The sequence below is a fragment of the Streptomyces sp. NBC_01334 genome, assembly GCF_035983595.1.
Lineage (GTDB): Bacteria > Actinomycetota > Actinomycetes > Streptomycetales > Streptomycetaceae > Streptomyces > Streptomyces coriariae.
Map to the genome: position 1 here is coordinate 5,368,248 of NZ_CP130718.1, position 22,969 is coordinate 5,391,216.

The 22,969-nt window shown below is 72.3% G+C and carries 16 protein-coding genes and 1 pseudogene; 11 read left to right on the top strand and 6 right to left on the bottom strand.

Annotated features, from left to right (window positions below; translation table 11 throughout):
• Positions 1 to 182 precede the first annotated feature (182 nt).
• The 4 genes from OG736_RS24090 to OG736_RS24105 all read left to right on the top strand — a co-directional run bounded on the left by OG736_RS24090 (position 183) and on the right by OG736_RS24105 (position 4,791).
• Positions 183 to 1,475, top strand: coding sequence for an aspartate kinase (locus OG736_RS24090; protein ID WP_020129234.1), 1,293 nt, complete (start codon positions 183 to 185; stop codon positions 1,473 to 1,475).
• Positions 1,475 to 2,533 carry an aspartate-semialdehyde dehydrogenase gene (locus OG736_RS24095; RefSeq protein WP_327184286.1) on the top strand — a complete coding sequence of 353 codons (1,059 nt, stop codon included), beginning with the start codon at positions 1,475 to 1,477 and terminating at the stop codon, positions 2,531 to 2,533. The genes OG736_RS24090 and OG736_RS24095 overlap by 1 nt, the downstream gene beginning before the upstream one ends.
• Before the next feature lie 468 nt (positions 2,534 to 3,001).
• Entirely contained in the window at positions 3,002 to 3,625 is a 624-nt protein-coding gene (locus OG736_RS24100) for a SigE family RNA polymerase sigma factor (RefSeq protein WP_327184287.1), read from the top strand.
• Positions 3,626 to 3,759: 134 nt separating this feature from the next.
• Positions 3,760 to 4,791 (top strand): hypothetical protein, encoded by a 1,032-nt coding sequence (locus OG736_RS24105; protein WP_327184288.1) that lies wholly within the window; start codon positions 3,760 to 3,762, stop codon positions 4,789 to 4,791.
• Here the strand turns inward: OG736_RS24105 and OG736_RS24110 are convergent.
• Positions 4,761 to 5,612: an SURF1 family protein gene (locus OG736_RS24110; protein ID WP_327184289.1), complete on the bottom strand. Its 852-nt coding sequence runs from the start codon at positions 5,610 to 5,612 to the stop codon at positions 4,761 to 4,763. The two genes, OG736_RS24105 and OG736_RS24110, sit on opposite strands and share 31 nt — an antisense overlap.
• Positions 5,613 to 5,813: 201 nt before the next feature.
• Here OG736_RS24110 and OG736_RS24115 point away from each other — a divergent pair, with 201 nt between their 5' ends.
• On the top strand, positions 5,814 to 7,631 hold the full coding sequence (locus OG736_RS24115; protein WP_327184290.1) for a S9 family peptidase: 1,818 nt from the start codon (positions 5,814 to 5,816) through the stop codon (positions 7,629 to 7,631).
• 392 nt (positions 7,632 to 8,023) lie between these two features.
• On the opposite strand, the gene OG736_RS24120 is transcribed toward OG736_RS24115, so the two are convergent.
• The gene (locus OG736_RS24120; RefSeq protein WP_327187697.1) at positions 8,024 to 9,934 is read right to left on the bottom strand and encodes an NAD-binding protein; all 1,911 of its coding nucleotides are present in this window, start codon (positions 9,932 to 9,934) and stop codon (positions 8,024 to 8,026) included.
• A 188-nt stretch (positions 9,935 to 10,122) separates the two neighbouring features.
• On the opposite strand from OG736_RS24120, the gene OG736_RS24125 reads away from it, so the two are divergent.
• The 5 genes and pseudogenes from OG736_RS24125 to OG736_RS24145 form a co-directional block, all read left to right on the top strand.
• Positions 10,123 to 11,163 carry a permease gene (locus OG736_RS24125; RefSeq protein ID WP_327184291.1) on the top strand — a complete coding sequence of 347 codons (1,041 nt, stop codon included), beginning with the start codon at positions 10,123 to 10,125 and terminating at the stop codon, positions 11,161 to 11,163.
• The gene (locus tag OG736_RS24130; protein WP_327184292.1) at positions 11,160 to 12,032 is read left to right on the top strand and encodes a TIGR03943 family putative permease subunit; all 873 of its coding nucleotides are present in this window, start codon (positions 11,160 to 11,162) and stop codon (positions 12,030 to 12,032) included. The genes OG736_RS24125 and OG736_RS24130 overlap by 4 nt, the downstream gene beginning before the upstream one ends.
• 83 nt (positions 12,033 to 12,115) lie before the next feature.
• Positions 12,116 to 12,511, top strand: coding sequence for a luciferase domain-containing protein (locus OG736_RS24135; protein ID WP_327184293.1), 396 nt, complete (start codon positions 12,116 to 12,118; stop codon positions 12,509 to 12,511).
• A 170-nt stretch (positions 12,512 to 12,681) separates the two neighbouring features.
• On the top strand, positions 12,682 to 13,185 hold the full coding sequence (locus tag OG736_RS24140) for a hypothetical protein (RefSeq protein ID WP_327184294.1): 504 nt from the start codon (positions 12,682 to 12,684) through the stop codon (positions 13,183 to 13,185).
• 25 nt (positions 13,186 to 13,210) lie between these two features.
• Positions 13,211 to 13,330: pseudogene (locus OG736_RS24145) on the top strand (ferredoxin); the annotation flags it as partial.
• A gap of 55 nt (positions 13,331 to 13,385) precedes the next feature.
• On the opposite strand, the gene OG736_RS24150 reads toward OG736_RS24145, so the two are convergent.
• The 4 genes from OG736_RS24150 to OG736_RS24165 all read right to left on the bottom strand — a co-directional run bounded on the left by OG736_RS24150 (position 13,386) and on the right by OG736_RS24165 (position 21,206).
• A complete protein-coding gene (locus OG736_RS24150; RefSeq protein WP_327184295.1) occupies positions 13,386 to 14,156 on the bottom strand; it encodes a glycosyltransferase family 2 protein in 771 nt (256 codons plus the stop codon).
• A 347-nt stretch (positions 14,157 to 14,503) separates the two neighbouring features.
• Positions 14,504 to 18,691, bottom strand: a complete 4,188-nt coding sequence (locus OG736_RS24155; RefSeq protein WP_327184296.1) for an nSTAND1 domain-containing NTPase — start codon at positions 18,689 to 18,691, stop codon at positions 14,504 to 14,506.
• A gap of 393 nt (positions 18,692 to 19,084) precedes the next feature.
• Positions 19,085 to 20,701 carry an MFS transporter gene (locus OG736_RS24160; RefSeq protein ID WP_327184297.1) on the bottom strand — a complete coding sequence of 539 codons (1,617 nt, stop codon included), beginning with the start codon at positions 20,699 to 20,701 and terminating at the stop codon, positions 19,085 to 19,087.
• A 94-nt stretch (positions 20,702 to 20,795) separates the two neighbouring features.
• The gene (locus tag OG736_RS24165) at positions 20,796 to 21,206 is read right to left on the bottom strand and encodes a DUF7144 family membrane protein (RefSeq protein ID WP_327184298.1); all 411 of its coding nucleotides are present in this window, start codon (positions 21,204 to 21,206) and stop codon (positions 20,796 to 20,798) included.
• A gap of 315 nt (positions 21,207 to 21,521) precedes the next feature.
• On the opposite strand from OG736_RS24165, the gene OG736_RS24170 reads away from it, so the two are divergent.
• Complete coding sequence (locus OG736_RS24170; RefSeq protein ID WP_327184299.1) at positions 21,522 to 22,943, top strand: DUF2252 domain-containing protein; 1,422 nt, start codon at positions 21,522 to 21,524, stop codon at positions 22,941 to 22,943.
• The last annotated feature ends 26 nt before the right edge of the window (positions 22,944 to 22,969 follow it).

Sequence of the window (22,969 nt, forward strand, 5' to 3'; positions counted from 1 at the left end):
CGTCAGTGGGAAGGGAAGACCCGACGACGGGCGTCCGGACCCCTTTCCGGCCTCTTCCGCGAGTCTCGCCGAGTCTCACCATGCGGTACTCGGGAGGTGGTTTTCGGGCGCTCGTTAGACTGAGCCGACCCGCAGTACAAGGGCGTATGTGCGGAAACAGACAAACTGAGCGAGGAGCGCACGTGGGCCTTGTCGTGCAGAAGTACGGAGGCTCCTCCGTAGCCGATGCCGAGGGCATCAAGCGCGTCGCCAAGCGGATCGTGGAAGCGAAGAAGAACGGCCACCAGGTGGTCGTGGTCGTTTCCGCGATGGGCGACACGACGGACGAGCTGATCGATCTCGCCGAGCAGGTATCCCCGATGCCCAGCGGCCGGGAATTCGACATGCTGCTGACCGCCGGAGAGCGGATCTCCATGGCCCTGCTGGCGATGGCGATCAAGAACCTGGGTCACAGCGCCCAGTCGTTCACCGGCAGCCAGGCAGGCGTCATCACCGACTCGGTTCACAACAAAGCCCGGATCATCGACGTCACGCCGGGGCGCATCCGGACCGCGCTGGACGAGGGCAACATCGCCATCGTCGCCGGGTTCCAGGGTGTCAGCCAGGACAAGAAGGACATCACCACGCTGGGGCGTGGCGGGTCCGACACCACGGCCGTCGCCCTCGCCGCCGCGCTCGACGCCGAGGTCTGCGAGATCTACACCGACGTGGACGGCGTGTTCACCGCCGACCCGCGCGTGGTGAAGAAGGCGCAGAAGATCGACTGGATCGCCTTCGAGGACATGCTGGAGCTCGCGGCCTCCGGTTCCAAGGTGCTGCTCCACCGCTGTGTGGAGTACGCCCGCCGCTACAACATCCCGATCCATGTCCGCTCGTCCTTCAGCGGACTCCAGGGCACGTGGGTCAGCAGTGAGCCACTCGTTCCGAAGACACAGCAGCAAGGGGAAAAGCCGGTGGAGCAGGCCATCATCTCCGGTGTCGCGCACGACACCTCCGAGGCCAAGGTCACGGTCGTGGGCGTGCCGGACAAGCCGGGCGAGGCCGCCGTGATCTTCCGGACGATCGCCGACGCCGAGATCAACATCGACATGATCGTGCAGAACGTGTCCGCGGCCTCCACCGGTCTGACGGACATCTCCTTCACGCTGCCCAAGGCCGAGGGCCGCAAGGCCATCGACGCCCTGGAGAAGAACAAGGCCGGCATCGGCTTCGACTCGCTGCGCTACGACGACCAGATCGGCAAGATCTCCCTGGTCGGCGCCGGGATGAAGACCAACCCGGGCGTCACGGCCGACTTCTTCAAGGCCCTGTCCGACGCGGGCGTCAACATCGAGCTCATCTCGACCTCCGAGATCCGCATCTCGGTCGTGACGCGCGCCGACGACGTCAACGAGGCCGTGCGCGCCGTGCACACCGCCTTCGGGCTCGACTCCGACAGCGACGAGGCCGTCGTCTACGGGGGCACCGGCCGCTGATGGCCAGTACCGTGCGGCCGACCCTCGCGGTCGTGGGAGCGACCGGGGCCGTCGGCTCGGTCATGCTCAGGATCCTCTCCCAGCGGGCCGACATCTGGGGCGAGATCCGCCTCGTCGCCTCCCCGCGCTCGGTCGGCCGCAAGCTGGCCGTGCGCGGCGAGGAGGTCGAGGTGGTGGCCCTGTCGGAGGAGGCCTTCGACGGGGTCGACGTCGCCATGTTCGACGTGCCCGACGAGGTCGCGGCGCAGTGGGCGCCGATCGCCGCCGCCAAGGGCGTGGTCGTCGTCGACAACTCGGGCGCCTTCCGGATGGACCCGGAGGTGCCACTGGTCGTTCCCGAGGTCAACGCGCACGCGCTGCGGACCCGGCCCCGCGGGATCGTCGCCAACCCCAACTGCACGACGCTGTCGATGATCGTCGCCCTGGGCGCGCTGCACGCCGAGTACGGGCTGCGCGAGCTGGTGGTGTCGTCGTACCAGGCGGTGAGCGGGGCCGGGCGGGCCGGGGTGGAGACGCTGCGGCGACAGATGTCGCTGGTCGCCGGCACCGAGCTGGGGACCGGCCCCGGTGACCTGCGGCGGGCCGTCGGCGACGACACCGGGCCCTTCCCGGAGCCGGTGGCGCTGAACGTCGTCCCGTGGGCCGGGTCGCTGCGCGCGGACGGCTGGTCGTCGGAGGAGATGAAGGTGCGGGACGAGTCCCGCAAGATCCTCGGGCTGCCGAAGCTGCCGGTGGCGGTGACCTGTGTGCGCGTCCCGGTGGTCACCACGCACTCCCTCACCGTGCACGCCCGTTTCCAGGACGAGGTCACCGTGGAGGGCGCCCGCGAGATCATCGCGACGGCGCCCGGTGTCGTCCTGTTCGACAATCCGGCCGCGGGGGAGTTCCCCACGCCCGCCGACGTGGTCGGCACCGACCCGACCTGGGTGGGCCGGGTCCGGCGGGCTCTCGACGACCCGACGGCGCTCGAACTGTTCGTGTGCGGGGACAATCTGCGCAAGGGGGCCGCGCTGAACACCGCGCAGATCGCGGAGCTGGTGGCGGCCGAACTGTCCTGAGGCGGCCGCACCGGCGTCCGGCGAGGTGCTGCCGCAAGTAAAAGCGCTGGCCAGGCCTTGGTGGGTTTGTAGGATCTCCAGTGCAGTGTGAGCGGGTCGATGGTCCGAACCACTTGTATCGGACACCTTTGGCATCCGAAGATTTTCCTCCCCGCTCTCCGCAACCGTGCGCAGGGCGGGGAGCGTCTTTGCGGACACCCTGCGGGGTGTGCGCAGACGTGTGAACGATCACAGCGTTCGGGGACGCGGTGATCTGGGCGTGGGGACGCCCGTTCATATGGCATATAGGGGAAGAGCGGGACAGATGAGACGGGTGCGCGGGGCCTTGGTCGACGCAAAAGTGACGCCGGACGCGTACAACCCCTACGGGGGGAAGTGTGTCCAACTGGCGTGGCAGAGGTACTCGAACTCCCAGTGGCGCCCCGCGGCGCGGCCCTTCGGCCGCCGCGGGCCGTCCTCCGACCCCGTATGCCCGGCTCGCCCGGTGGCATGCCGGTGATCGCGCCCATGCCCGCAGCGCGGCCCGCCCGCGTCCCCAGCCAGCGTGACGGCGCCGAAGCAGCCGAAGCGACCGTCGCCGCCGAGACCGCCGAGGCGGCCGGCACCACCGTCGACCACCTCACCGAGACCTACCGGGCGCACTACCGCTCGCTGCTCGGTCTCGCCGCCCTCCTTCTCGACGACACCGCCTCCTGCGAGGACGTCGTCCAGGAGGCCTTCATCCGCGTCCACTCCGCGCGCAAACGCGTCCGCGACCCGGAGAAGACCCTGGCCTACCTGCGCCAGACGGTCGTCAACCTCTCCCGCTCCGCCCTGCGCCGCCGCATCCTCGGCCTGAAGCTGCTCTCCAAGCCGATGCCGGACATGGCCAGCGCGGAGGAGGGCGCCTACGACCAGCTGGAGCGCGACTCGCTCATCAAGGCGATGAAGGGCCTTCAGCGCCGGCAGCGCGAGGTCCTCGTGCTGCGCTACTTCGCCGACATGACCGAGGCCCAGGTCGCCGCGACCCTCGGCATCTCGCTCGGCTCGGTCAAGGCCTACGGCTCGCGCGGCATAGCCGCCCTGCGCATAGCCATGGAGGCGTCGGCGTGAGCGGGGAAGCCGAAGGGCAGGGCTCACACGGCAGTCACGACAGTCACGAGCGCCACGAGCCGTACGCGTGGCACGAGCCGACGTCCTCGTCGTCCGCACAAGAGCCGAAGCAATCGCACGCTGGGAACTCAACCGTGAACCACCACCTCGACGAACAGAGCCCCGACGGGCTCGACTCGGACGAGCTGGCACTGCGCCGGATGCTGCACGACGCCGTCCAGGAGATGGAGCCGCGCGACGGCTCGCTGGACCACCTGCGGCGGGCCGTTCCCGTACGGCGGGCCCGCAAGCGGCAGGCGGCCGTCGGCATGGCGGCCGCGGCTCTCTTCCTCGGCACCGCCGTCCCGGCCGTACTGCACGTCTCGAACGCCGGCGGTTCCGACGCCAACCCTTCCATCGCCGGCCAGGCCTCACAGGCGCAGGGGGGCGCGGATCAGGGCAAGGGCCCCGACGGCGGCTCCTCGGGCAAGGTCGGCGACTCCTCCGGCAAGACCGGTGAGCAGGGCAAGGGTGGCGCCACCGACTCCGGCCAGGGCAAGGAGTCCGAGGGCAGCACCGCCTCCAGTGGCGCCGGGCCCACCTCCGAGTCCGCGGCGAGTGCGCCCGCCTGTACGGCGGACCAGCTCGACGCCGGCACTCCGAGCGTCGACGTCCCCGACTCGGCCGGCACCGTCTACGGCACCTTCCTCGTCCAGAACGCCTCCAGCGCCACCTGCACCGTCAGCGGCGCGGTCTCCGTGACCTTCGGCGCCCAGGGCGCCGCCGACGCCTCGAAGATCACCGTCGTGGAGCACGCCTCCGGGGACGTGGCGGCCGGCCTGCCCGACCCCTCCCTCTACGTCGCCCAGCACGCGCTCGCCCCCGGCTCGGCCTATGAGGTCAAGTTCGCCTGGGTGCCCTCCGAGACCTGCCCCACCACGGGCGGCAGCAGCGGCGGCGACAGCGGCGGCTCGGCGTCCCCGTCCCCGACTCCGACCGAGCAGTCGAGCACGACCGGCGAGACCACCTCCGGCACCTCGGCCCAGATGTACACCGAGGACGGCACGGTCGCCGGCAGCGTGAACGTGACCTACACGGCCGAGAGCGGTTCCCCCACAAGCGTGGCCACGGTGTCCGACGCGTGCGCGGGGACGATCTACCGGACGGGCGTGCTGGCGTCCTCCTGAACCTGTCCGTGGTCGTGGCGATCGGCCGATCCGGCGCCGGGCTCCTCGGATCCCCCGGGCTCCTCCGGGAAGATGCCGAGCTCCGCGTCCCGCGCGAACTCCACCTCGCGGCGCAGCAGCCGGAACCACATGAACACCACGAACCCGGCGAAGACGAACCACTCGCCGGTGTAGCCCAGGTTCTGGAACGCCTTCAGATCGAGGCCCGTGTCGGCCGCCGCGGTCGCGGGCACGGCCGTCATCCCCGAGTCGGCGGTGTCGAGCGTGACCCAGGCGTCGTAGAGGTCGTACGGCACCAGGTTGACCAGTGACGCGGCGCTGATCGCCGAGGTCTGCCCGGCCGGCAGGCCGCCCTGTGCGCTCACCCCGTTGTCGCCCGGCGTCTCGGAGGCCTGGAGCGTGCCGGTGACGGTGACCTGACCGGCCGGCGGCTTCGGGGCCTTCGCGGCGTCGGCGCTGCCGGGCAGCCAGCCGCGCACCACGGGCAGCGCCTTGCCGCCGTCCGTGCGCAGCAGGGTCAGCACGTAGTACCCGTCCCTGCCGTCCAGCTGCCGGTCGGGCACCAGCAACTGCGTGCCGTAGTGCCCGGTGGCGGTGGCGCGCCGGCCGGAGGTCGACTTGTCCACGGGCAGCAGCTCGGCCAGCGGTCGCGCGGCCTGCGTACGGGCGGACTCGGCCTGCTCCTTCGCGCTGCGGTGGTCGTCCACCCGCGCTTCGAACCGGCTCAGCTGCCAGGACCCCATGAACACGCAGAAGGGGATGGCCAGCAGCACGAAGACGTTGATCCCCCACCAGCGGGGCGTCAGCAGGAACCGGTACACGCCCTCCACGGTACGGGGCGGGCACCGGACGCCGACCCGCGGGGTGAGGCTCGGGCGAGGGTCGGGCGGGGCTCGGGCGGGGCTCGGGTGAGGGTCGGGCGGGGCTCATTGGTGGGAAGGAGGTGCGAAGTCGGTGGGAAGTTATCCACAGCCTGGGGACCTTGGCGTCCCATTGCCCTCGCGGGCGGGCAATATGGGGTCATGACTGAGAGCAACGGGTCCGCCGCACCCGAGCAGTACGAGGAGATGCCCGACTGGGAGAAGCGCTTCCGGGCGCCCCGGGTGTCGCTGCCCGACTGGGCGGAGGACGCGCCGGACCGCTCCCTGTTCGTTTCCAATGCGACGGGGACGTACGAGCTGTACGCCTGGGACCGGGCCACGGGCCACCAGCGCCAGGTGACCGACCGGGCCAACGGCACGACGGACGGCGTGCTCTCCCCGGACGGCGCGTGGATCTGGTGGTTCGACGACAAGGACGGCGACGAGTTCGGCGTCTGGCGCCGTCAGCCCTTCGGCGGCGGAGCCGACGAGCCCGCCACCCCGGGCCTGGACGCCTCCTACCCGGCGGGCCTGGCCCTCGGCCGCGACGGCCGTACCGCGGTGGTCGGCCGCTCCACGGACGAGGAGGGCACGACGATCCATGTGGCGCGGATCGGCGAGCCCCCCTTCGAGCTGTACCGCCACCGGGAGTCCGCCGGCGTGGGCGACCTCTCCCACGACGGCTCCCTCATCGCCGTCGAGCACACCGAGCACGGCGACGCGATGCACTCCGCGCTGCGGGTCCTGCGCCCCGACGGCTCGAAGGTCGCCGAGCTGGACGACACCAAGGGCGGCGTCGAGGAGCTGGGCCTGGAGGTGCTGGGCTTCGCCCCGGTCGACGGCGACACCCGATTGCTGATCGGCCACCAGCGCCGCGGCCGCTGGGAGCCCCTGGTCTGGGACGTGGCGACCGGTCTGGAGACGGACCTGGGCCTGGACCTGCCGGGGGACGTCAGCGCCGAGTGGTACCCGGACGGCTCGGGCCTGCTCATCGTGCACAGCTTCGAGGCCCGCAGCGAACTGTTCCGCTACGACCTCGCGAGCGCCGCGCTGGAGCGGATCACGACCCCGCCCGGCACGGTCTCCGGGGCCACGGCCCGTCCGGACGGCAGTGTGGAGTACCTGTGGTCGTCCGCGGCCCGGCCGCCGGCGGTCCGCTCGACGACCGGCGAAGTGGTCCTGGACCCGCCCGGCATGAAGTCCCCCGGCTCGGTCCCGGTGGAGGACGTGTGGGTGGAGGGCCCCGGAGGCCGCATCCACGCGCTGGTCCAGCGGCCCGCCGGTGCCACCGGCCCGCTGCCCACCGTCTTCGACATCCACGGCGGCCCGACCTGGCACGACAGCGACGCCTTCGCGGCGGCCCCGGCGGCCTGGGTGGACCACGGCTACGCGGTCGTCCGCGTCAACTACCGCGGCTCCACCGGCTACGGCCGCGCCTGGACGGACGCCCTGAAGCACCGGGTGGGCCTGATCGAGCTCGAGGACATCGAGGCGGTCCGGGAGTGGGCGGTGAGCTCGGGCCTCGCCGACCCCGCCCGGCTGATCCTCACCGGCGGCTCCTGGGGCGGCTACCTCACCCTCCTCGGCCTCGGCGCCCAGCCCGACGCGTGGGCCGTGGGCATCGCGGCCGTCCCCGTCGCCGACTACGTCACGGCCTACCACGACGAGATGGAGGCCCTGAAGGCGATGGACCGCACGCTGCTCGGCGGCACCCCCGAGGAGGTCCCGGAGCGCTTCGAGGCCTCGTCCCCGCTGACGTACGTCGACAAGGTGCGAGCCCCCGTCTACATCTCGGCCGGTGTGAACGACCCCCGCTGCCCCATCCGCCAGATCGACAACTACGTCAGGCGCCTGGAGACGAGGGGAGCGGTGCACGAGGTGTACCGCTACGACGCGGGTCACGGCTCGCTGGTGGTGGACGAACGCATCAAGCAGGTCAGACTGGAACTGGAGTTCGCGGAGCGGCATTTGACCCGGTAAGCACCGATCTGATCCCCCCTCGCCCCTACCGAAACTCCCAGCCCAGCCCCTGCCCAACTCCCAGCCCCTGCCCAACTCCCAGCCCCCGCCCAACTCCGAGCCTCTGCCCAGCTCTCGGCACCTGCCCAACTCCCAGCCCCCGCCCAGCTCTCGGCCCCTCCGCAACTCTCAGCCCCTCCGGCGTTTGAGGAGCGGGGGTTCGGGGGCGGAGCCCCCGAGGTCGGGAAGGGCAGGGGCGGCGGGGGCGAAAACCCTCCGGCCGGGAGCCGGGCCCCGACGGCTGGGAGCCGGTTGCCGCTGGGCGGGAGCGAGGGCCCGCTGGGCGGGGGCTCGCCCAGGTGGGCACGGGCTCGCCCAGTGGGCAGCGGCTCGCCCCGATGGGTCGGGGGGGCCTAGCCCTCCGACCCGCCTCGCCGCCTGCGCCGCAGCAACTCCGCCAGCCCCCGCCGGGTGGCGGCCAGCACCACCCGATCCGAGCCCCGCAGGACATACGCGTCCGAGAGGTCCCACAGCAGTCCGGATCCGCCCTGACCCTCACGGCCGGTGTCCAGCGCCAGCACCCGCCAGTACCCCGCCCGAAACGCCTCCCCGACCGTCTTGCCCTCCAACTGCGCATGCCCCCCGACCTGCAACGCGGCGAACAACAACACCCGCCGCTCCACCGGGATCGCCCCCAGGATCTGCCGCCCCATCATCGCCCCGGCGAACGACGGCGCCGCGAGATGCGTCACGCTCCGGCTCCGGGTCAGCGCCTGCGGATGCGCGGCCCGCAGGGTGCGGTACACGGCGGTCGCGAAGTCGTCGTCGTACAGCCGCAGCACCACCCGTAGATCGGGCCGCAGCGACCGCGCGTACAACGCGGCCTCCAGATTCGTCGTGTCGGAGCTGGTCACCGCGAGCAGCGCATGGGCGCGGTGGATCTTCGCCGCCTCCAGCACCCCTTCCTGCGTGACGTCCCCCAGCACCACCGGCACCCGTAACCGCCGCGCCACCGCGAGCCCCCGCGCCTCCGGCCCGGCCTCGACGCACACCACGGGGATGTTCAGCTCACGCAACCGGGTCAGCACCCGCGTGCCGATCTTCCCCAGCCCGAGCAGCACGACATGTCCGCCGAGACCCCGGGGCGGCCGGCGCAGGGTCCCCGCCCCGCGGAACGTCCCGAGCGCCTCCAGCACCGCCGCCAGCAGCACCGGCAGCAGCAACAACCCCATCAGCCCGGAGAGGAGTTGAAGGACCTGGCGTTCGGTGGTGGCCCCGACGGCCGGGTCGTTGATGGCGAACAGATCCAGCAGCGTCAGATACAGCGCGCCCAGCGGATGGATGCCGGTCACCAGCCACAACGCCACCGCCAGCGCGAACACACAGCCGACCAGCCCGGCCAGCGACCACCGCAGCCGCCGCGAGAACAGCGAGGCGAACGGCACCACGACCCCGACGCCCCGCCCGGCCGGCAACGCGGGCCCGGCGGAGTAGGCGACCTGCTCCAGGACGACGGACCCGCGCCTCCCGGACGCGGCAGCCTCCCGTACGGCCGCCGCGTCGGGCAACAGCAGCGGCCCCTGCTCACCGCTGGCCTCGGAACCGTCCGCGAAGGCCGGGTCGCTGCCGATCGCGGAGAGCAGCGCGAGCGTGGGCAGGCCCGGCGGGTCGGACTCCCCGGGCCCGGCCGGCGGCCGCTCCACGGCGCGCAGCAGCAGCCCGTCCGTCTGGACCACCTTGCTGGTGCCGACGACGGCGGTCGCGGCGAGCGCGGGGGCCGCGGTGTCGGCGTCGGACAGCACGGTGGTCGAGGCGTCACCGGCGGACGTGTCGTAGGCGTCCCCCGCTGCGCCCGCGCTCTCGGCGGCCAGCGCGGCTGCCTGATCGAGGAGTTCCTCGATGTGCTGGCCCAACCGCCGGTTGTAGAGCCGCAGGACGAGCCGAAGTCGGGGGTTGAGCCGGCGAGCGGTGAGGGCGGCCCGGATGTTGGTCTCGTCGTCGTCGTACACGAGCGCCAGCGCGGCGGCCCGCTCCACACCCGCCTCGGCGAGCACCGCCTCGGTGGCCTCCACGGCCTCCAAGGTCCGCTGTCCGCCCACGGGTTCGCTCGGGGCGGTGGGTGTGCCGTTGCCCGCCGCCCGGTTGACGGCCGCGCTCACCACCCGGTCGAGCAGGGCAGCGGACACGGCCCGGGCCCGCCCCACGACCGGCGGCCGTACCGTCCGCTCGGCGGGCGGCACGACGAGCGTGACCTGCTCCTCGTACACCCCCCGCAGTTCGGCGGCGAGCCGGTGCGCGAGACCGTCGTCACCGCACACCACCATGTGCGCGCCGGCGGTGCCCGGCGGCTGACCCTGATTCGGAACGCTCCCCACGAGGGAGAAGACTGCCTCACCGGGACGGGAGGTTCCACGGATGAGGTGAACACCCCGTACGGAACTCCCGTATGAAAGGGGAGGGAATGCGAGAAACAGGCATCAGGGAGAACACGGAAGCCGGAGGTGCGCGACCCGTGGCCATCACCAGAGCGGCCCCGCACGAGGAGGGCGCCCGCCGGGACCGACCGCAGGCACCTCCCGCGCCTCCCGCGCCGCCCGACGAGCCCGGGCGGCTCACCTCGCCCCTGGTCCTGACCATGCTGCTGCTCCTGATGGTGCTGCTGCAGAGTCCCATCCGGCGCGCGCTGTCCGCCCCGGTGATGCAGAGCTGGACGACGGTGTTCGTGGCGGTGGTGGTGCAGGCGCTGCCGTTCCTGGTGCTGGGGGTGCTGCTGTCGGCGGCGATCGCGGTCTACGTACCGCCCTCCTTCTTCGCCCGCGCCCTGCCGTCCCGCCCCGGACTCGCCGTCCCGGTCGCCGGGGTCGCGGGCGCGCTGCTGCCCGGCTGCGAGTGCGCGTCGGTTCCGGTGGCCGGCGCCCTGGTCCGCCGGGGCGTGACCCCGGCCGCGGCGCTCGCCTTCCTGCTCTCCGCCCCGGCGATCAACCCGATCGTGCTGACGGCGACGGCCGTGGCCTTCCCCCGCAACCCCGAGATGGTGCTGGCCCGATTCGTCGCCAGTCTGCTCGTGGCGTGCGCGATGGGCTGGCTGTGGCAACGGCTGGGCCGCTCGGACTGGTTGCGGCTGCCGGCCCACGCGCCGCACGAGGGGGAGACCAAGGGGGCCGCGTTCTGGGACTCGGTCCGGCACGACGTGATGCACGCAGGCGGCTTCCTGGTCCTGGGCGCGATGGCGGCGGCGACCCTGAAGGCCGTCGCCCCGGAGAGCTGGCTGCGCACGGCCGCGGAGAACCCGGCGGTCGCCGTCCTGACACTGGCCGTCCTCGCGGTGGTCCTGTCCATCTGTTCGGAGGCGGACGCGTTCGTCGCCGCGTCCCTGACCCAGTTCTCCCTCACGGCCCGGCTCGCCTTCCTGGTGGTCGGCCCGATGATCGACCTCAAGCTGTTCGCGATGCAGGCGGGCACCTTCGGCCGGAGCTTCGCGCTGCGCTTCGCCCCGGCGACCTTCGCGCTGGCCATCGTGGCGGCGGTCCTGACGGGATGGGTCCTGCTGTGAACCGACAGTCCCAGGCGGCCGTCCTCTTCCTCCTCGGCGCGGCCCTGCTGCACGCCGGCACCACCGACCTCTACCTCCGCTACGTCAAGGCGGGCCTGCGCCCGCTGCTGCTGGCGTCCGGCGCGATCCTGATCGTCACGGCGCTGGCGACGGCTTGGTACGAACACCGCAGGACGAAGACGAAGACGAAGGACGAGCAGGACCAGCAGAAACAGGAGCAGCAGGAACACAAACAGGAGCAGCGGAAAGCAGACGCGGGCACCCTCGCCGCTCCCGAACAGGCCGCTCCCGAACAGGCCGCTCCCGAACACGCCCGCCCCGAAAGCACCCAAGCCGAAAGCGCCCGAGCCGGGCACGCCCACCCCGAACCCCGGGTCGCCTGGCTCCTGATCCTCCCCCTCCTGGCGCTGATCCTGGTCGCCCCGCCTGCCCTGGGCTCGTACAGCGCGACCAGGACGGGCACGGCCCTCCAGGAGCCCCTCGCCTACCCGGCCCTCTCCGCCAAGGACCCGCTGCCCCTGAGCGTCGTCGACTACGCGGGCCGAGCCGTATACGACCACGGCCGCACCCTCACCGGCCGCGAGGTCCGCCTGACCGGCTTCGTGGCCCTGGAACACGACGGCACGCCCTATCTGGTCCGCATGGCCCTCAACTGCTGCGCCGCCGACGCCCAGCCGGTCAAGGTCGGCCTGACCGGCGACATCCCACCGGTTCTCCAGCCGGACACCTGGCTGACCGTCACCGGCACCTACACCCCTCGCACCACCCACGATCCCGTCAACAACGGCCCCATCCCCTTCATCAAGGTCACCACCGCCACACCGACCCCGACCCCACGGGACCCCTACGACGAGTCGTGGAACAACTGAGGGGTGGAACTCTCCGCGATACAGCCCGGTTAAGGCTCCCTCAACCCCTGGTGGCCGGGCGGTTAGCGCCTCATGATGGGGCCATGACGGCGGCCTCGCGTGCCTTGACACGACTGGCGACCTGGCCCGACCTCGCTGAGGTCCGGCCCAGCTGCGGCACCGGTCGGGCGTTGCGCTCGGGCGGGGTCGAGATCGCGCACTTCCACTCCGACCGGAGTGTCGACCTGCATCTCACCGGCAAGGCGATCCACCGGTTCGAGAGGGACCTGAGGCACTCCAGCGCGATCCGGCTGCTGCCCGGCTCGCCCTGGGTGACCGTCCATCTGGAGTGCGAGACGGACATCGACCTGCTCATGACGCTGGTCAGCGCCGCTCTCCAGGCCCACCAGAGGCACCCGGACGTGGACCTCACCGTCCTTCCGCGCTGCAACGAGCACCGGGAAGTGGCGCTCACCCGCGAGAGCGCCGGCGGCATCTAGACCTTCGCGTTCCCCCCTTTCACCCGGTTCGGCAATCCGTGCCGGTCGGCAGCTGTCCGCTCCGGCCGTCTGGTGAGCTGACGGTCCGTCAGTTATGGTCGCCCTGGCGTGCTCAAGCCGTCACCCGTACCGATACCGACACCGATGCCGACACGGAAGGGGCGAGCGCCATGGAGACCGAACCGGATCGTCCGACCCGTCCTCCCCGGAGCCCGCAGCCGCCGGGTGTTCCCCGCTGGGTGGCGATGTTCTACGACCCGGCCTCGACGTCCTGGCGGCCGGGCGCCGAATCCCCCGACCGCGCCCCTGTGCTGTACGCGATCGGCGAGATGACGCAGGTCAAACGGGCCCGGGGCGACGAGGTCGCCGTCGCTCTGTGGGGGCCGAAGGACGGTGAGTGGCAGCGCTTCGACCCGTCGCCGGCCGCGGTCACGCCGGAGGCCGCGCCCCCGCCGTCGGGTGACGGCGTCGCGCGGCCCGGCCATGCCAAGCTCGCGGAACGCATGGAGGACCGTCGGCACCAGGTCCTCATGGCGGGCCTGAGCAAGGCGGGCCTCTACGATCTCGCGCCGGACGACGTGACGGCCGTCCGGACCCTGGTCGACCGGGTGGACGAGGCCACGCTGCGCAGGGTCGCCCACTGGATGGCCCTGGCCGGCGGGCCGGTCGAGTGAGAGGGCCGGAGGGCAGACCCGTCGTATGACGGTCTTTGTGAACCGCGAACTCGGTTACGGCTCCGGCGAGTGCGCCTTCCGCCTGTCCTCCGTGTTCACCACGGCGGACGACGGTTTCGGAGCCGTCATCCCGGGACGCGAGGACACGGGCGACGACCCGGAGGTGCGGGACGCGGCCGAGCGCTGCCCGTCGCAGGCCATCAGCCTCTGGGGGCGCCCCGGGGCGGGTAGCTCCAGCGGAAGGACTCCAGCGCCCGGGTCCGCGCCTCCACCACCGCCATGCGCGCCTCCCGCTCGGCGGGGTCGGTATGCGCGGACTGGCCCGTCACCTGACCGTCCCACTTCCGGTAGAGGAGTCCGGTCCGCGCCGAGAACCAGCCGCGGCTCACCGAGTTGAGCGCCAGCAGGACGCCGGTGTCCTCGGACGCCGGCAGGGCCATCCAGCCGCCGAGCGCGGTCAGCAGGTCCCGCCGTACGAAGAGACTCGCGGGGTGCACCGGCGCGCGGAAGTCGTTCGCCTTCCAGTGGTCGAGCACGGCCCCCCGCTCGATCGGCCCCTCGGCGGGATCGCCGGGGAAGCCGATGGTGGAGCCGTCCGGCAGGAGGTCCAGGGCGCTCGAGGTCGCCCAGCCGAGGCCCGGATCGCGTTCGAGGGCGGCCAGATCGCGGGCGAGGGTGCCGGGCGCGAGCCGGTCGTCGGCGTCCAGGACCTTCACGTACTCGCCCTCGGCGTGGGCGAGCGCGATCGTGCGGGCCACTCCGGGCCCGCCCGGGCGTCCCTGACGGAAGGTCACCCGGGTGTCGTCCGGGATGTGCGGCGCGACCTCGTCCGTCGTGCCGTCCTCCTGGATCACCCAGTGCCAGTCCCAGCCCGCGGGTAACTCCTGGGTGCGCAGCGACTCGTAGGCCTCGGACAGATACCGGGCCGAAGGGGCGTGCACGGCGGTGACTATGACGATGCGTCGGCTCACGAGGGCACTTCCGGGCAAAGTTCCGGGAGATCGAGGCGCCCTGAGCGCTCGCGCCCCCGGTGGTCACGGACCGCGATCACTTTGCTGGATATCGGCACCCCGCCAGCCTACGACTCCCGGTCACCGGGACCCGCCGAGGGTGCACCGAGGGCTCACCGGGACGGGCCGGGCAGGAAAGCAGCGGGAAAAGGGCGGTTCCGGCCGGGGAAAGGGCAGGAAAAGGCCCGGTCGCTGGCGACGGGGGATGCACCAGCGACCGGGCTATGGCCAAGGCTAACAAGGCTGCCGGGTCGGCGGGAGCCGACTCCTCAGCTGCTCTGCCGTTGTGATCGGGATCACTCTCCCGGTCAGTCCTCGCACGGGGGCTCGTAGGAGAGCCGGGGCAGGTACTCGTGCCACTTGTCGGCCGTCAGCACGCCTCGCGTGGTCGCGCAGATACGGCTGATCGCCTCGTCGACGTCCAGGTTCCACAGCCGTACGGTGTCCGCGCCGCTGGAGACGCCGAGCATGGTGCTGTTGGGGCTGAAGGACAGGAAGTTGCCGGTCTTGGCGTTGGGGCTCATCGACTGTCCGATGGGGGAGGCCCCGGTCGGGTCGGTCACGTTCCACAGCCGGATCGTGTTGTCGTTGCCGCCGCTGGCGAGGGTGTCGCCGTCCTGGTTGAAGGTCAGCGACACCACCGCCTCGGTGTGGCCGGTGAGGGGCGAGCCCCGCCGGGACGCCTGCGCCGGGTCGGTCACGTCCCACAGTCGTACCGTGTCGTCGTCGCTGCCGCTGGCCAGCGTATGGCCGTCCGGGCTGTAGACGAGCGCGTTGACCGGGCCTACGTGCCCGGTGAGCGGCTTGCCGACGGGCGTGGCGTGCCGGGGGTCGGTCACGTTCCACAGTCGTACCGTGTGGTCCGCGCTGCCGCTGGCGAGGGTGCGTCCGTCCGGGCTGAACACGAGGGCGTTGACGAACCCCTTGTGCCCGGTGAGCGGGGAGCCGAGCGCGGTGGCGTGGGCGGGGTCGCCGACGTCCCACAGCTGGATGGTGCGGTCGTCGTAGGCGGTCGCCAGGGTGCGTCCGTCCGGCGCGAAGGCCAGCGCGTCGGGGCCCAGGAACCGGGTGCGCAGCTCGACGGGCGGCCCCGCGGAGACCGGCCGGGCCGGGTCGGTGACGTCCCACAAATACACCGCCCGGTTGGCCGTCAGCACCGCGAGCGTACGGCCGTCGGGCGAGAACGCGAGCGTGCGCTCGCTGCCGTCGTCGGGCATGAAGGGCGCGCCCAGCGTCACGGGCCGGTCGGGGTCCGCCACGTTCCACAGCCGGACCCTGCCGTCGCGGGCGGCCGTGGCCAGTACCCGCCCGTCCGGCCGGAAGGCGCCGCTGCGACCGATCATGTCCGACGTCGGGACCGACCAGAGCCGGACCTTGCTGTCGCCGTTGCCGGTGGCGAGGGTCCGGCCGTCGGGGCTGAAGCCGATGGCGTACATCTCGCCGCTGCCCCCCGCGAGCGGCTCGCCGACCTGCGACGGGTACGCCGGGTCGCTCACGTTCCACAGGGTGGCCGTGCTGTCCGCGCTGCCGGCGGCCAGCATGGTCCCGGCGGGGTTGAACGCGACCGACCACACGGGGCCGGTGTGCCCGGTGAGCGGTGGGCCGAGCTGGGTCGCCCGGCCGGGGTCGGTCACGTTCCACAGCCGGATCGTGTCGTCCGTGCTGCCGCTGGCGAGGGTGTCCCCGTCGGGGCTGAAGTCCAGCGAGTGCACGGTGTCGGTGTGACCCGTCAGGACCTTGTCGATGCGCTCCGGCCGGCGCGGGTCGGCCGTGTCCCACAGCCGGATCGTGTTGTCGTCGCCGCCGGCCGCGAGGGTCCGGCCGTCCGGGCTGAAGGCCACGGAGCGCACGGCGGCCGTGTGGCCGGTCAGCGCGCCGAGCGACGTCGGCCGGCCCGGCGCGGTCATGTCCCACAGCCGCACGGTGTGGTCCTCGCCCGCGGAGGCCAGGGTCCGCCCGTCCGGGCTGAAGGCGAGCAGGTAGATCGTGCCGGTGTGGCCGGTCAGGGGCTTCCCGAGCGGGCGCGGGTGGGCGGGATCCCGGACGTCCCACAGCCGGACGGTGCCGTCGTCGCCCGCGCTGGCGAGGGTGTGGCCGTCCGGGCTGAACACCGCGCTGCTCACCCAGCTCCGGTGGCCGGTGAGGGGCTTGCCCAGGGGCTTGGGGCGGGACCGGTCGCCGACGTCCCAGAGCCGGACGGTCCGGTCGTAGCTGGCGGTGGCCAGCACCTTGCCGTCCGGGCTGAACGAGGTGAGGTAGACGGCACCGGTGTGGCCGAGGAGCGGTGTGGCCAGCGGCGCGTTCACGATCGAGATCAGGCGGTTGTTGGTGCCCGCGTCGTCCGGCCGCAGGTCGTGCGCCACCAGGTCGAGCTGCGCGGACAGCGACGGATCCGTGTACTGGACGCGGTCGGCCTCCGCGACCACCTGCTCGAACACGGCGTCGTTGCGCTGCTGCCAGGCGACCACGGCCGCGCCGACGGCGAGGATCGCCAGCACCACCAGCGCCGAGACCGCGCCCCGGCTGATCCACACGATGCGCCTGCGCAGCCTGACCGACGCGGCCAGGAACTCCACCGCGCTGCGGGTCAGGAAGGTGTCGCCGGCGGACTTCGCCCAGCTGTGGGCCTGCTCCAGCCGGGAGCCCCGGTAGAGCAGCGCCGCGTCACGGTTCGAGCTGTCCCAGGCCCGTCCGTCCTCCTCCAGCCGCTGACGCAGCAGATGGTCGCTGCGGTCCTCGTCGATCCAGTCGCGCAGCCGCGGCCAGGCGTGCAGCAGCGCCTCGTGGGTGATCTCGACGGTCTCCGCGTCGAGGGTCACGAGCCGGGCGCGCACCAGGGCCTCGAGCGACTCCTCCGTCTTGCCGGGGTCGGCCGACTCCTCCGCCAGCTGCCGACGGGTGCCCCGGCGCCGGGTGGCCTGGGTGTCCTCGCCGAGCCGGACCAGCCGCATCAGGAGCAGCCGGGCCGCCGTGCGCGCCGCCGGGTCGAGCCCGGACCAGGCCCGCTCGGCGGTCGCCGCCACCGCGCCCTGGATGCCGCCCGCCGCCCGATAGCCGGCCAGCGTCAGCCGTCCCGCCTTCCGGCGCTGCCAGGTGGCGAGCAGGGCGTGCGAGAGAAGGGGAAGCGCGCCCGCGTGCGCTCCGCGCGGGCCGTCGACGGTCACCTCACGGATGATCAGCTCCGCCAGCCCGGGCTCGAGCTCCAGCCCCACGGCCCTGGCCGGCCCGGTCACCGCCTCGCGCAGCTCCGAAGTGGACAACGGCCCCAGCACCATGTGCCGGTGCTGGAGCGCGTCGGAGAGCTCGGGGTGGCTGAGGCACTCCTCGTAGAAGTCGGCGCGGACACCGAGGACGACGAGGACGGGGGGCGGTAACGGCCTTCCGGCCGTGCCGGTGTCGGCCGGGGTGCAGGCGTCGTGCAGGAGCTGGATGAAGAGGCGCCGGTCCGCCTCGTCGGGACAGAGGGTGAAGGCCTCCTCGAACTGGTCGACGATGATGACGGGGCGGGCCGGGAGGCCGGAGGGGTCGGAGGAGTCGGAAGCTTCGGAAGAAGCGGAAGCTTCGGAAGAGGTGGAGGTTTCGGAGGGGGCGCCCGCGTCTCGTCGCGCCCAGGCGGTGACGGCCTCCCGTACGGCCCGCGCGAAGCCGGGGGTGCCGGGTTTCCCGCCGGCGGCAGTGGCTGCGGTCGAGGTCGAGCCGGCGTCAGAGCCGGCGCCGGAGGCGGAGGTCGAGGTCGATGTGGTGAAAGGGGCGAGCTCGGGGATATGGCTGGTCAGCTCGGCGAGTGGATCGGCGCCCGGCACCAGCTGAAGAACCCGGGCGGAGCCGCCGGTCTTCGCCGCCCGGCCGCCGCGGTTCCGGTCGGCCGCCGCACCGTTCTGGAGGGCGGGCACGAGACCGGCGCTGAGCAGGGAGGACTTGCCCGCCCCGGAGGCGCCGACCAGCATGACCAGGCCACCCGTCCGTTCCGCCGCGCGAAGCTGGGCGACGAGGGCCTCCGTGCTCCGCTCCCGGCCGAAGAACCAACGGGCGTCCTGCTCGCGGTACGAGGCGAGCCCGCGGTAGGGGCACACCCCTCCGGGGACACCCTGAGCCTCGGCCGCCGGCCGCTCGCCCTCCTCCTCCGTCACCGGGGCGACGGGGACATCGCCGACGACCGGATCGGCCACCGCCCGCTCCCACAGCCGCTGCCACTGGCCGAGGTCGTACAGCCCGGTGGACACCGGTGCGGGCCGCGCGCGCCGCGCCTCGGGTATCAGGACGTGCAGCACGGCGGCGAGGGCGGCGAACTGGGCGGGTACGTTCCTGGCCCGTCGCCAGTCGCTGATCCGCTGGGTGGACACCCTTACGGGCCGTCCCCGCTCGTCGACCCGCTGGAGTCGGGCGACCGTCTCGGACACGCGCTTGAGTGGAGGGTTGCCCGCCTCCTTGTACAGCAGCGCGAGTCGTTCCGCGAAGGCTGTGCGTGCGCCCGAGTCGGAACTCAAGGCCTCCACCCCTAACTTCCCCCGCACCTGCAATCCGGACCGGAAAAACCACTTTATATGGCTGACCTGCGGTTAAGTGGCTGACCGGACATCGGATCCTCCTCGGTTCGGGCCTCAGCTGGCAGGATCCGGAGGCAGAAGCGCATGAACCGGGCGTAACGCGGGCGACCGCGCGCCCGGCGCGCGAACCGCGCCGTCATGGCGTGGTCGACTCCGCCCGCACCGTTCGTCACCGGTCCGCACGAGGGGAGGGACCGGTGGCCAACGGTGCGGCGTGTGACGAACCTCGGGTTTCGACGGAGACGACGGTGACCGTCCCGGCCCCGCGTCCGGAGGCGGGGCCTGACGCGTAGGACGGAGGCCGCCCGCTACGGCTCGGTGACGCGTAGGGCGGAGGCCCCCCTACCGCTCGGCCGAGCCCGGCTGGGTCGTCGGGATCCGGTGGGTGAAGAACAGCGCGAGGACGGCGGCGAGCGCGAGGACGGCGAGGGCGGCGCGCAGGCCGTCGAGTCGTGCCTCCGCGTTCGCGTCGAGCGCGGCGTCGGTCACGGCCGTGGTCGCGTCGGCGTCCTCGAGGACGGTCTTGAGCTGGGCGTCAGACAGGAAGGGCGCCCCGCTCTGGAGCTGAACGTTCGCCTGGCTCTTGACCTCGGTCGGGACCGCCGGGTTCTGTTCGATGCTGGTCAGGAACGAGGTGGTCAGCGTGGCGATCATGATCGATCCGGCGAGCGCCGTGCCGATCGAGGCGCCGAGGTTGGTGACGGAGTTCTGGACGCCACCGACCTCCGCGCTCTGCTCGTCCGGCACCGCGGAAACGGTGACCGAGCCGAGCTGGGAGGCCAGCGCGCCCATGCCGAGACCGATCAGCAGCAGCGGGATCGTGACGATCTCCGCGCCCGCGTCCGCGTCGAGCGCGGCCATCAGGATCACCGCACCCGCGCACATCGCGAGGATCCCGTACCGCACGACCCTGCGCGGTGAGACGTTCGGGAGGAGCCGCGGGATCAGGATCGCGGCGGCCAGCAGGGTCAGCGAGAGCGGCAGGATGCGCGCGCCGGTCTTGAGCGCCGACAGACCGAGCGCGACAGACAGATAGAGCGGTACGACGAAGAACACGCCCATCTGCACGAGGTACTGGAAGAAGAACATCGTCAGGCCGCCGGTGAGCTGCTTGTTCCCCAGCAGGGCCGGCTGCACGAGCGGCTCCCTGCCCCGGCCGACGAGCCGGGTCTCCCAACGGAGGAAGACCCAGATCAGGAACAGGCCCGCGAGCATCAGCCAGACGACCGGCGAGACTCCCAGCCAGGAGGGTGCGTCGGGTTTCGGCCGGAACCAGCCCCACTGGGACGAGCGCAGGACGCCGAACACGAAGATCCCGAGCCCCAGGGCGGAGAGCACGGCCCCGACGAGGTCGATGCGCGGCCGCCGGTCGGGCACCGCGTCGGCGGCCCGCCGGGCCAGCACCAGGATGCCGAGCACGAGGATCACCTCCCCGGCGAACACCCAGCGCCAGGAGAAGTACGTGGTGGCGACGCCTCCGATGAGCGGCCCGAGCGCGATGGCGACCGCCCCGGCGGCGGCGACGAGTCCGTAGGCGGCGGGGCGGCGTTCCACGGTGAAGTTGCCGGCGACGAGCGCCACGATCGCGGGCAGGATCAGCGCCGCCCCGATCCCCTCCAGGAGTGCCCAGCCGATCAGCAGCACCGGCAGGTTCGGGGCGAGCGCCGTGGTCAGCGACCCGCATCCGTAGATGACGCAGCCGATCATGAAGGCCCGCTTGCGGCCGATCAGCGCGCCGACCTTGCCCCCGGGGATCATGAGCATCGCCATCACGAGGGTGTACGCCGTGATCGCGCCCTGGATGCCGGTCACGGTCGAGTCCACGTCCTCGGCCACCGTGGCGATCGACACGTTCATGACGGAGCTGTCGAGCGCCATCAGGAACTGGCCCGCCGCGAGCGTCAGCAGGACGATCTGCGCCGTTTTCGAACTCCCGTGCGTATCCGCTGTGGGGGGCATGGTCGCATTCTCGCCACGCTCACGCGGAACGCGTCCACGACCCGCCAACGGGGTCAGCCGGGTGGCGGCTCGCCGCGACCCGGCCGCCCGCGCCTCAGCGTTCCCGCGGGGCCGTGCACAGGGCCCAGATCACGAAGGCGTACAGCGCGATCAGGGTGAGCGACCAGACGGGGTAGTACGGGATCGACAGGAAGTTGGCGATGATCAGCAGCCCCGCGATGCCGACGGCGACGACCCGCGCCCAGGTGGCACGCGAGAAGAGACCGACGCTCACGCCGATGGCGATCACTCCGAGGACGAGCTGGATCCAACCCCAGCTCGTCAGGTCGAACTTGAAGACGTAGTTGGGGGTGGAGACGTAGATGTCGTCGTCGGCGATGGCCATGATGCCCCGGAACAGATCGAGGACACCGGCGATGAACAGCATCACGCCGGCGAACGTCACCAGCCCGCCGGCGGTCGCTTCGGACGCGGACGACCTGTGGTGCACCGTGCTCGTGGTCATGGCGGATTCCTCACTTCGTCGGTGCCGCGCGATGTGCGGCACTGCCTCTCCGAGCCTGCGGCGTGGCCGGGGCCGGGAGATCACCCGAGGCGGGTGAAGTTTGCGGCCTGGATCCCTGGTGCCCTGGAAGCGGACACACCGGCGATGCGGCAGGCGTCCGGGCGCTCGGACCGGCCGACGCCGACCGCGCTCCCGTCGAGGCGGGGGCTCGCGGACCGCTCATGATCGGCCGAAGGGAGCCCGCAACCTCGCCATGGCCATGACCTTCGTCGGCGCCCCGGGCGTCCGGCGAGACCACCCCACGGAGCCGCAGCCATGACCGACAACCAACCGGACGGACACGACGTGCGGCACCGCGCCCCGAAGGAGCGGGCCGCGCTGGGCAAGGCCGCGCGGGCGAACGCGCCCCGCTCCAGCCACGCCGAGTTCGCGCCCGGACCGAAGCGCCCGGACCCGTTGAAGATCATCGAGAAGCAGTCGGCGACCCGGCTGCCCGGCCTCGTGCCGATCCGCTACAGCAGGATGTCCGAGTCGCCGTTCCGGTTCTACCGGGGGGCCGCCGCCATCATGGCGTCCGATCTCGCGAACACCCCGACGACGGGGCTGCGCACCCAACTGTGCGGTGACGCCCATATGTTGAACTTCCGGCTGCTGGCCTCACCCGAGCGGCGCCTCATGTTCGACATCAACGACTTCGACGAGACGCTGCCGGGTCCCTGGGAGTGGGACGTCAAGCGCCTGGCCGCGAGCCTCGTCATCGCGGGCCGGGCGAACGGCTTCAGCACGAAGGAGCGGGCCAGGATCGTACGGGCCACCGTGCGGTCGTACCGGGAGAGCATGCGGTCCTTCGCCGGACTCGGCAACCTGGCCGTCTGGTACGCCCAGTTCGACGTCAACTGGGTACGGGACCGGTTCGGGGCGGACCTGTCCGCGCGGGGCCGCGAGCGGTGGGCGCGGGCCGTGACCAAGGCGCTCTCGCACGACACCCTCCAGGTCTTCGACAAGCTCACCCATGTCGTCGACGGCAGGCGCCTCATCGCCCCCGACCCCCCGCTCATCACCCGTCTCGACGACCTGCTGCCCGGTGAAGGCCGCGGTGGCGACGTGGAGAAGGGCATCCGCCGGCTGATCGAGCGCTACGGCCAGTCCATCCAGTCGGACCGGCGGTACCTGCTGGAGCAGTACCGGGTGGCCGACATCGCCCGCAAGGTCGTCGGCGTGGGCAGCGTGGGCACCCGCTGCTGGATCGTGCTGCTGCTCGGCAGGGACGACGAGGATCCGCTGTTCCTCCAGGCCAAGGAGGCCGACGAGTCGGTGCTGGCGCCCTTCGCCGGGGTGAGCACGTACCGGACGCAGGGCGAGCGGGTGGTCGCCGGACAACGGCTGATGCAGGCCACCAGCGACATCTTCCTGGGCTGGGAGCGCGTCGAGGGCATCGACGGCCGGCGACGGGACTTCTACGTACGGCAGTTGCGGGACTGGAAGTGGGTCGCCGTGGCCGAGGACATGGTGCCCCGCGGCATGCGCACCTTCGGCGCGCTGTGCGGCGCGACGCTGGCCCGGGCCCACGCGAGATCCGGCGACCGGATCGCCATCGCCGCCTATCTGGGCGGCGGCGACAGCTTCGACCGGGCGCTGGTGACGTTCGCCGAGCAGTACGCCGACCAGAACGAGCGCGACCACGAGGCACTCGTCACCGCCGTCAAGGAGGGGCGACTGCCGGCCCAGGCGGCCTGAAGGCGTGCGGGCCCGGTGGGTGACCA

Excerpts from the sequence above, each read along its gene's own strand:
- OG736_RS24095 (WP_327184286.1), top strand. The coding sequence starts at position 1,475 with ATGGCCAGTACCGTGCGGCCGACCCTCGCGGTCGTGGGAGCGACCGGG.
- OG736_RS24100 (WP_327184287.1), top strand. The coding sequence starts at position 3,002 with ATGCCCGGCTCGCCCGGTGGCATGCCGGTGATCGCGCCCATGCCCGCA.
- OG736_RS24115 (WP_327184290.1), top strand. The coding sequence starts at position 5,814 with ATGACTGAGAGCAACGGGTCCGCCGCACCCGAGCAGTACGAGGAGATG.
- OG736_RS24120 (WP_327187697.1), bottom strand. The coding sequence starts at position 9,934 with ATGGTGGTGTGCGGTGACGACGGTCTCGCGCACCGGCTCGCCGCCGAA.
- OG736_RS24135 (WP_327184293.1), top strand. The coding sequence starts at position 12,116 with ATGACGGCGGCCTCGCGTGCCTTGACACGACTGGCGACCTGGCCCGAC.
- OG736_RS24140 (WP_327184294.1), top strand. The coding sequence starts at position 12,682 with ATGGAGACCGAACCGGATCGTCCGACCCGTCCTCCCCGGAGCCCGCAG.
- OG736_RS24160 (WP_327184297.1), bottom strand. The coding sequence starts at position 20,701 with ATGCCCCCCACAGCGGATACGCACGGGAGTTCGAAAACGGCGCAGATC.
- OG736_RS24165 (WP_327184298.1), bottom strand. The coding sequence starts at position 21,206 with ATGACCACGAGCACGGTGCACCACAGGTCGTCCGCGTCCGAAGCGACC.
- OG736_RS24170 (WP_327184299.1), top strand. The coding sequence starts at position 21,522 with ATGACCGACAACCAACCGGACGGACACGACGTGCGGCACCGCGCCCCG.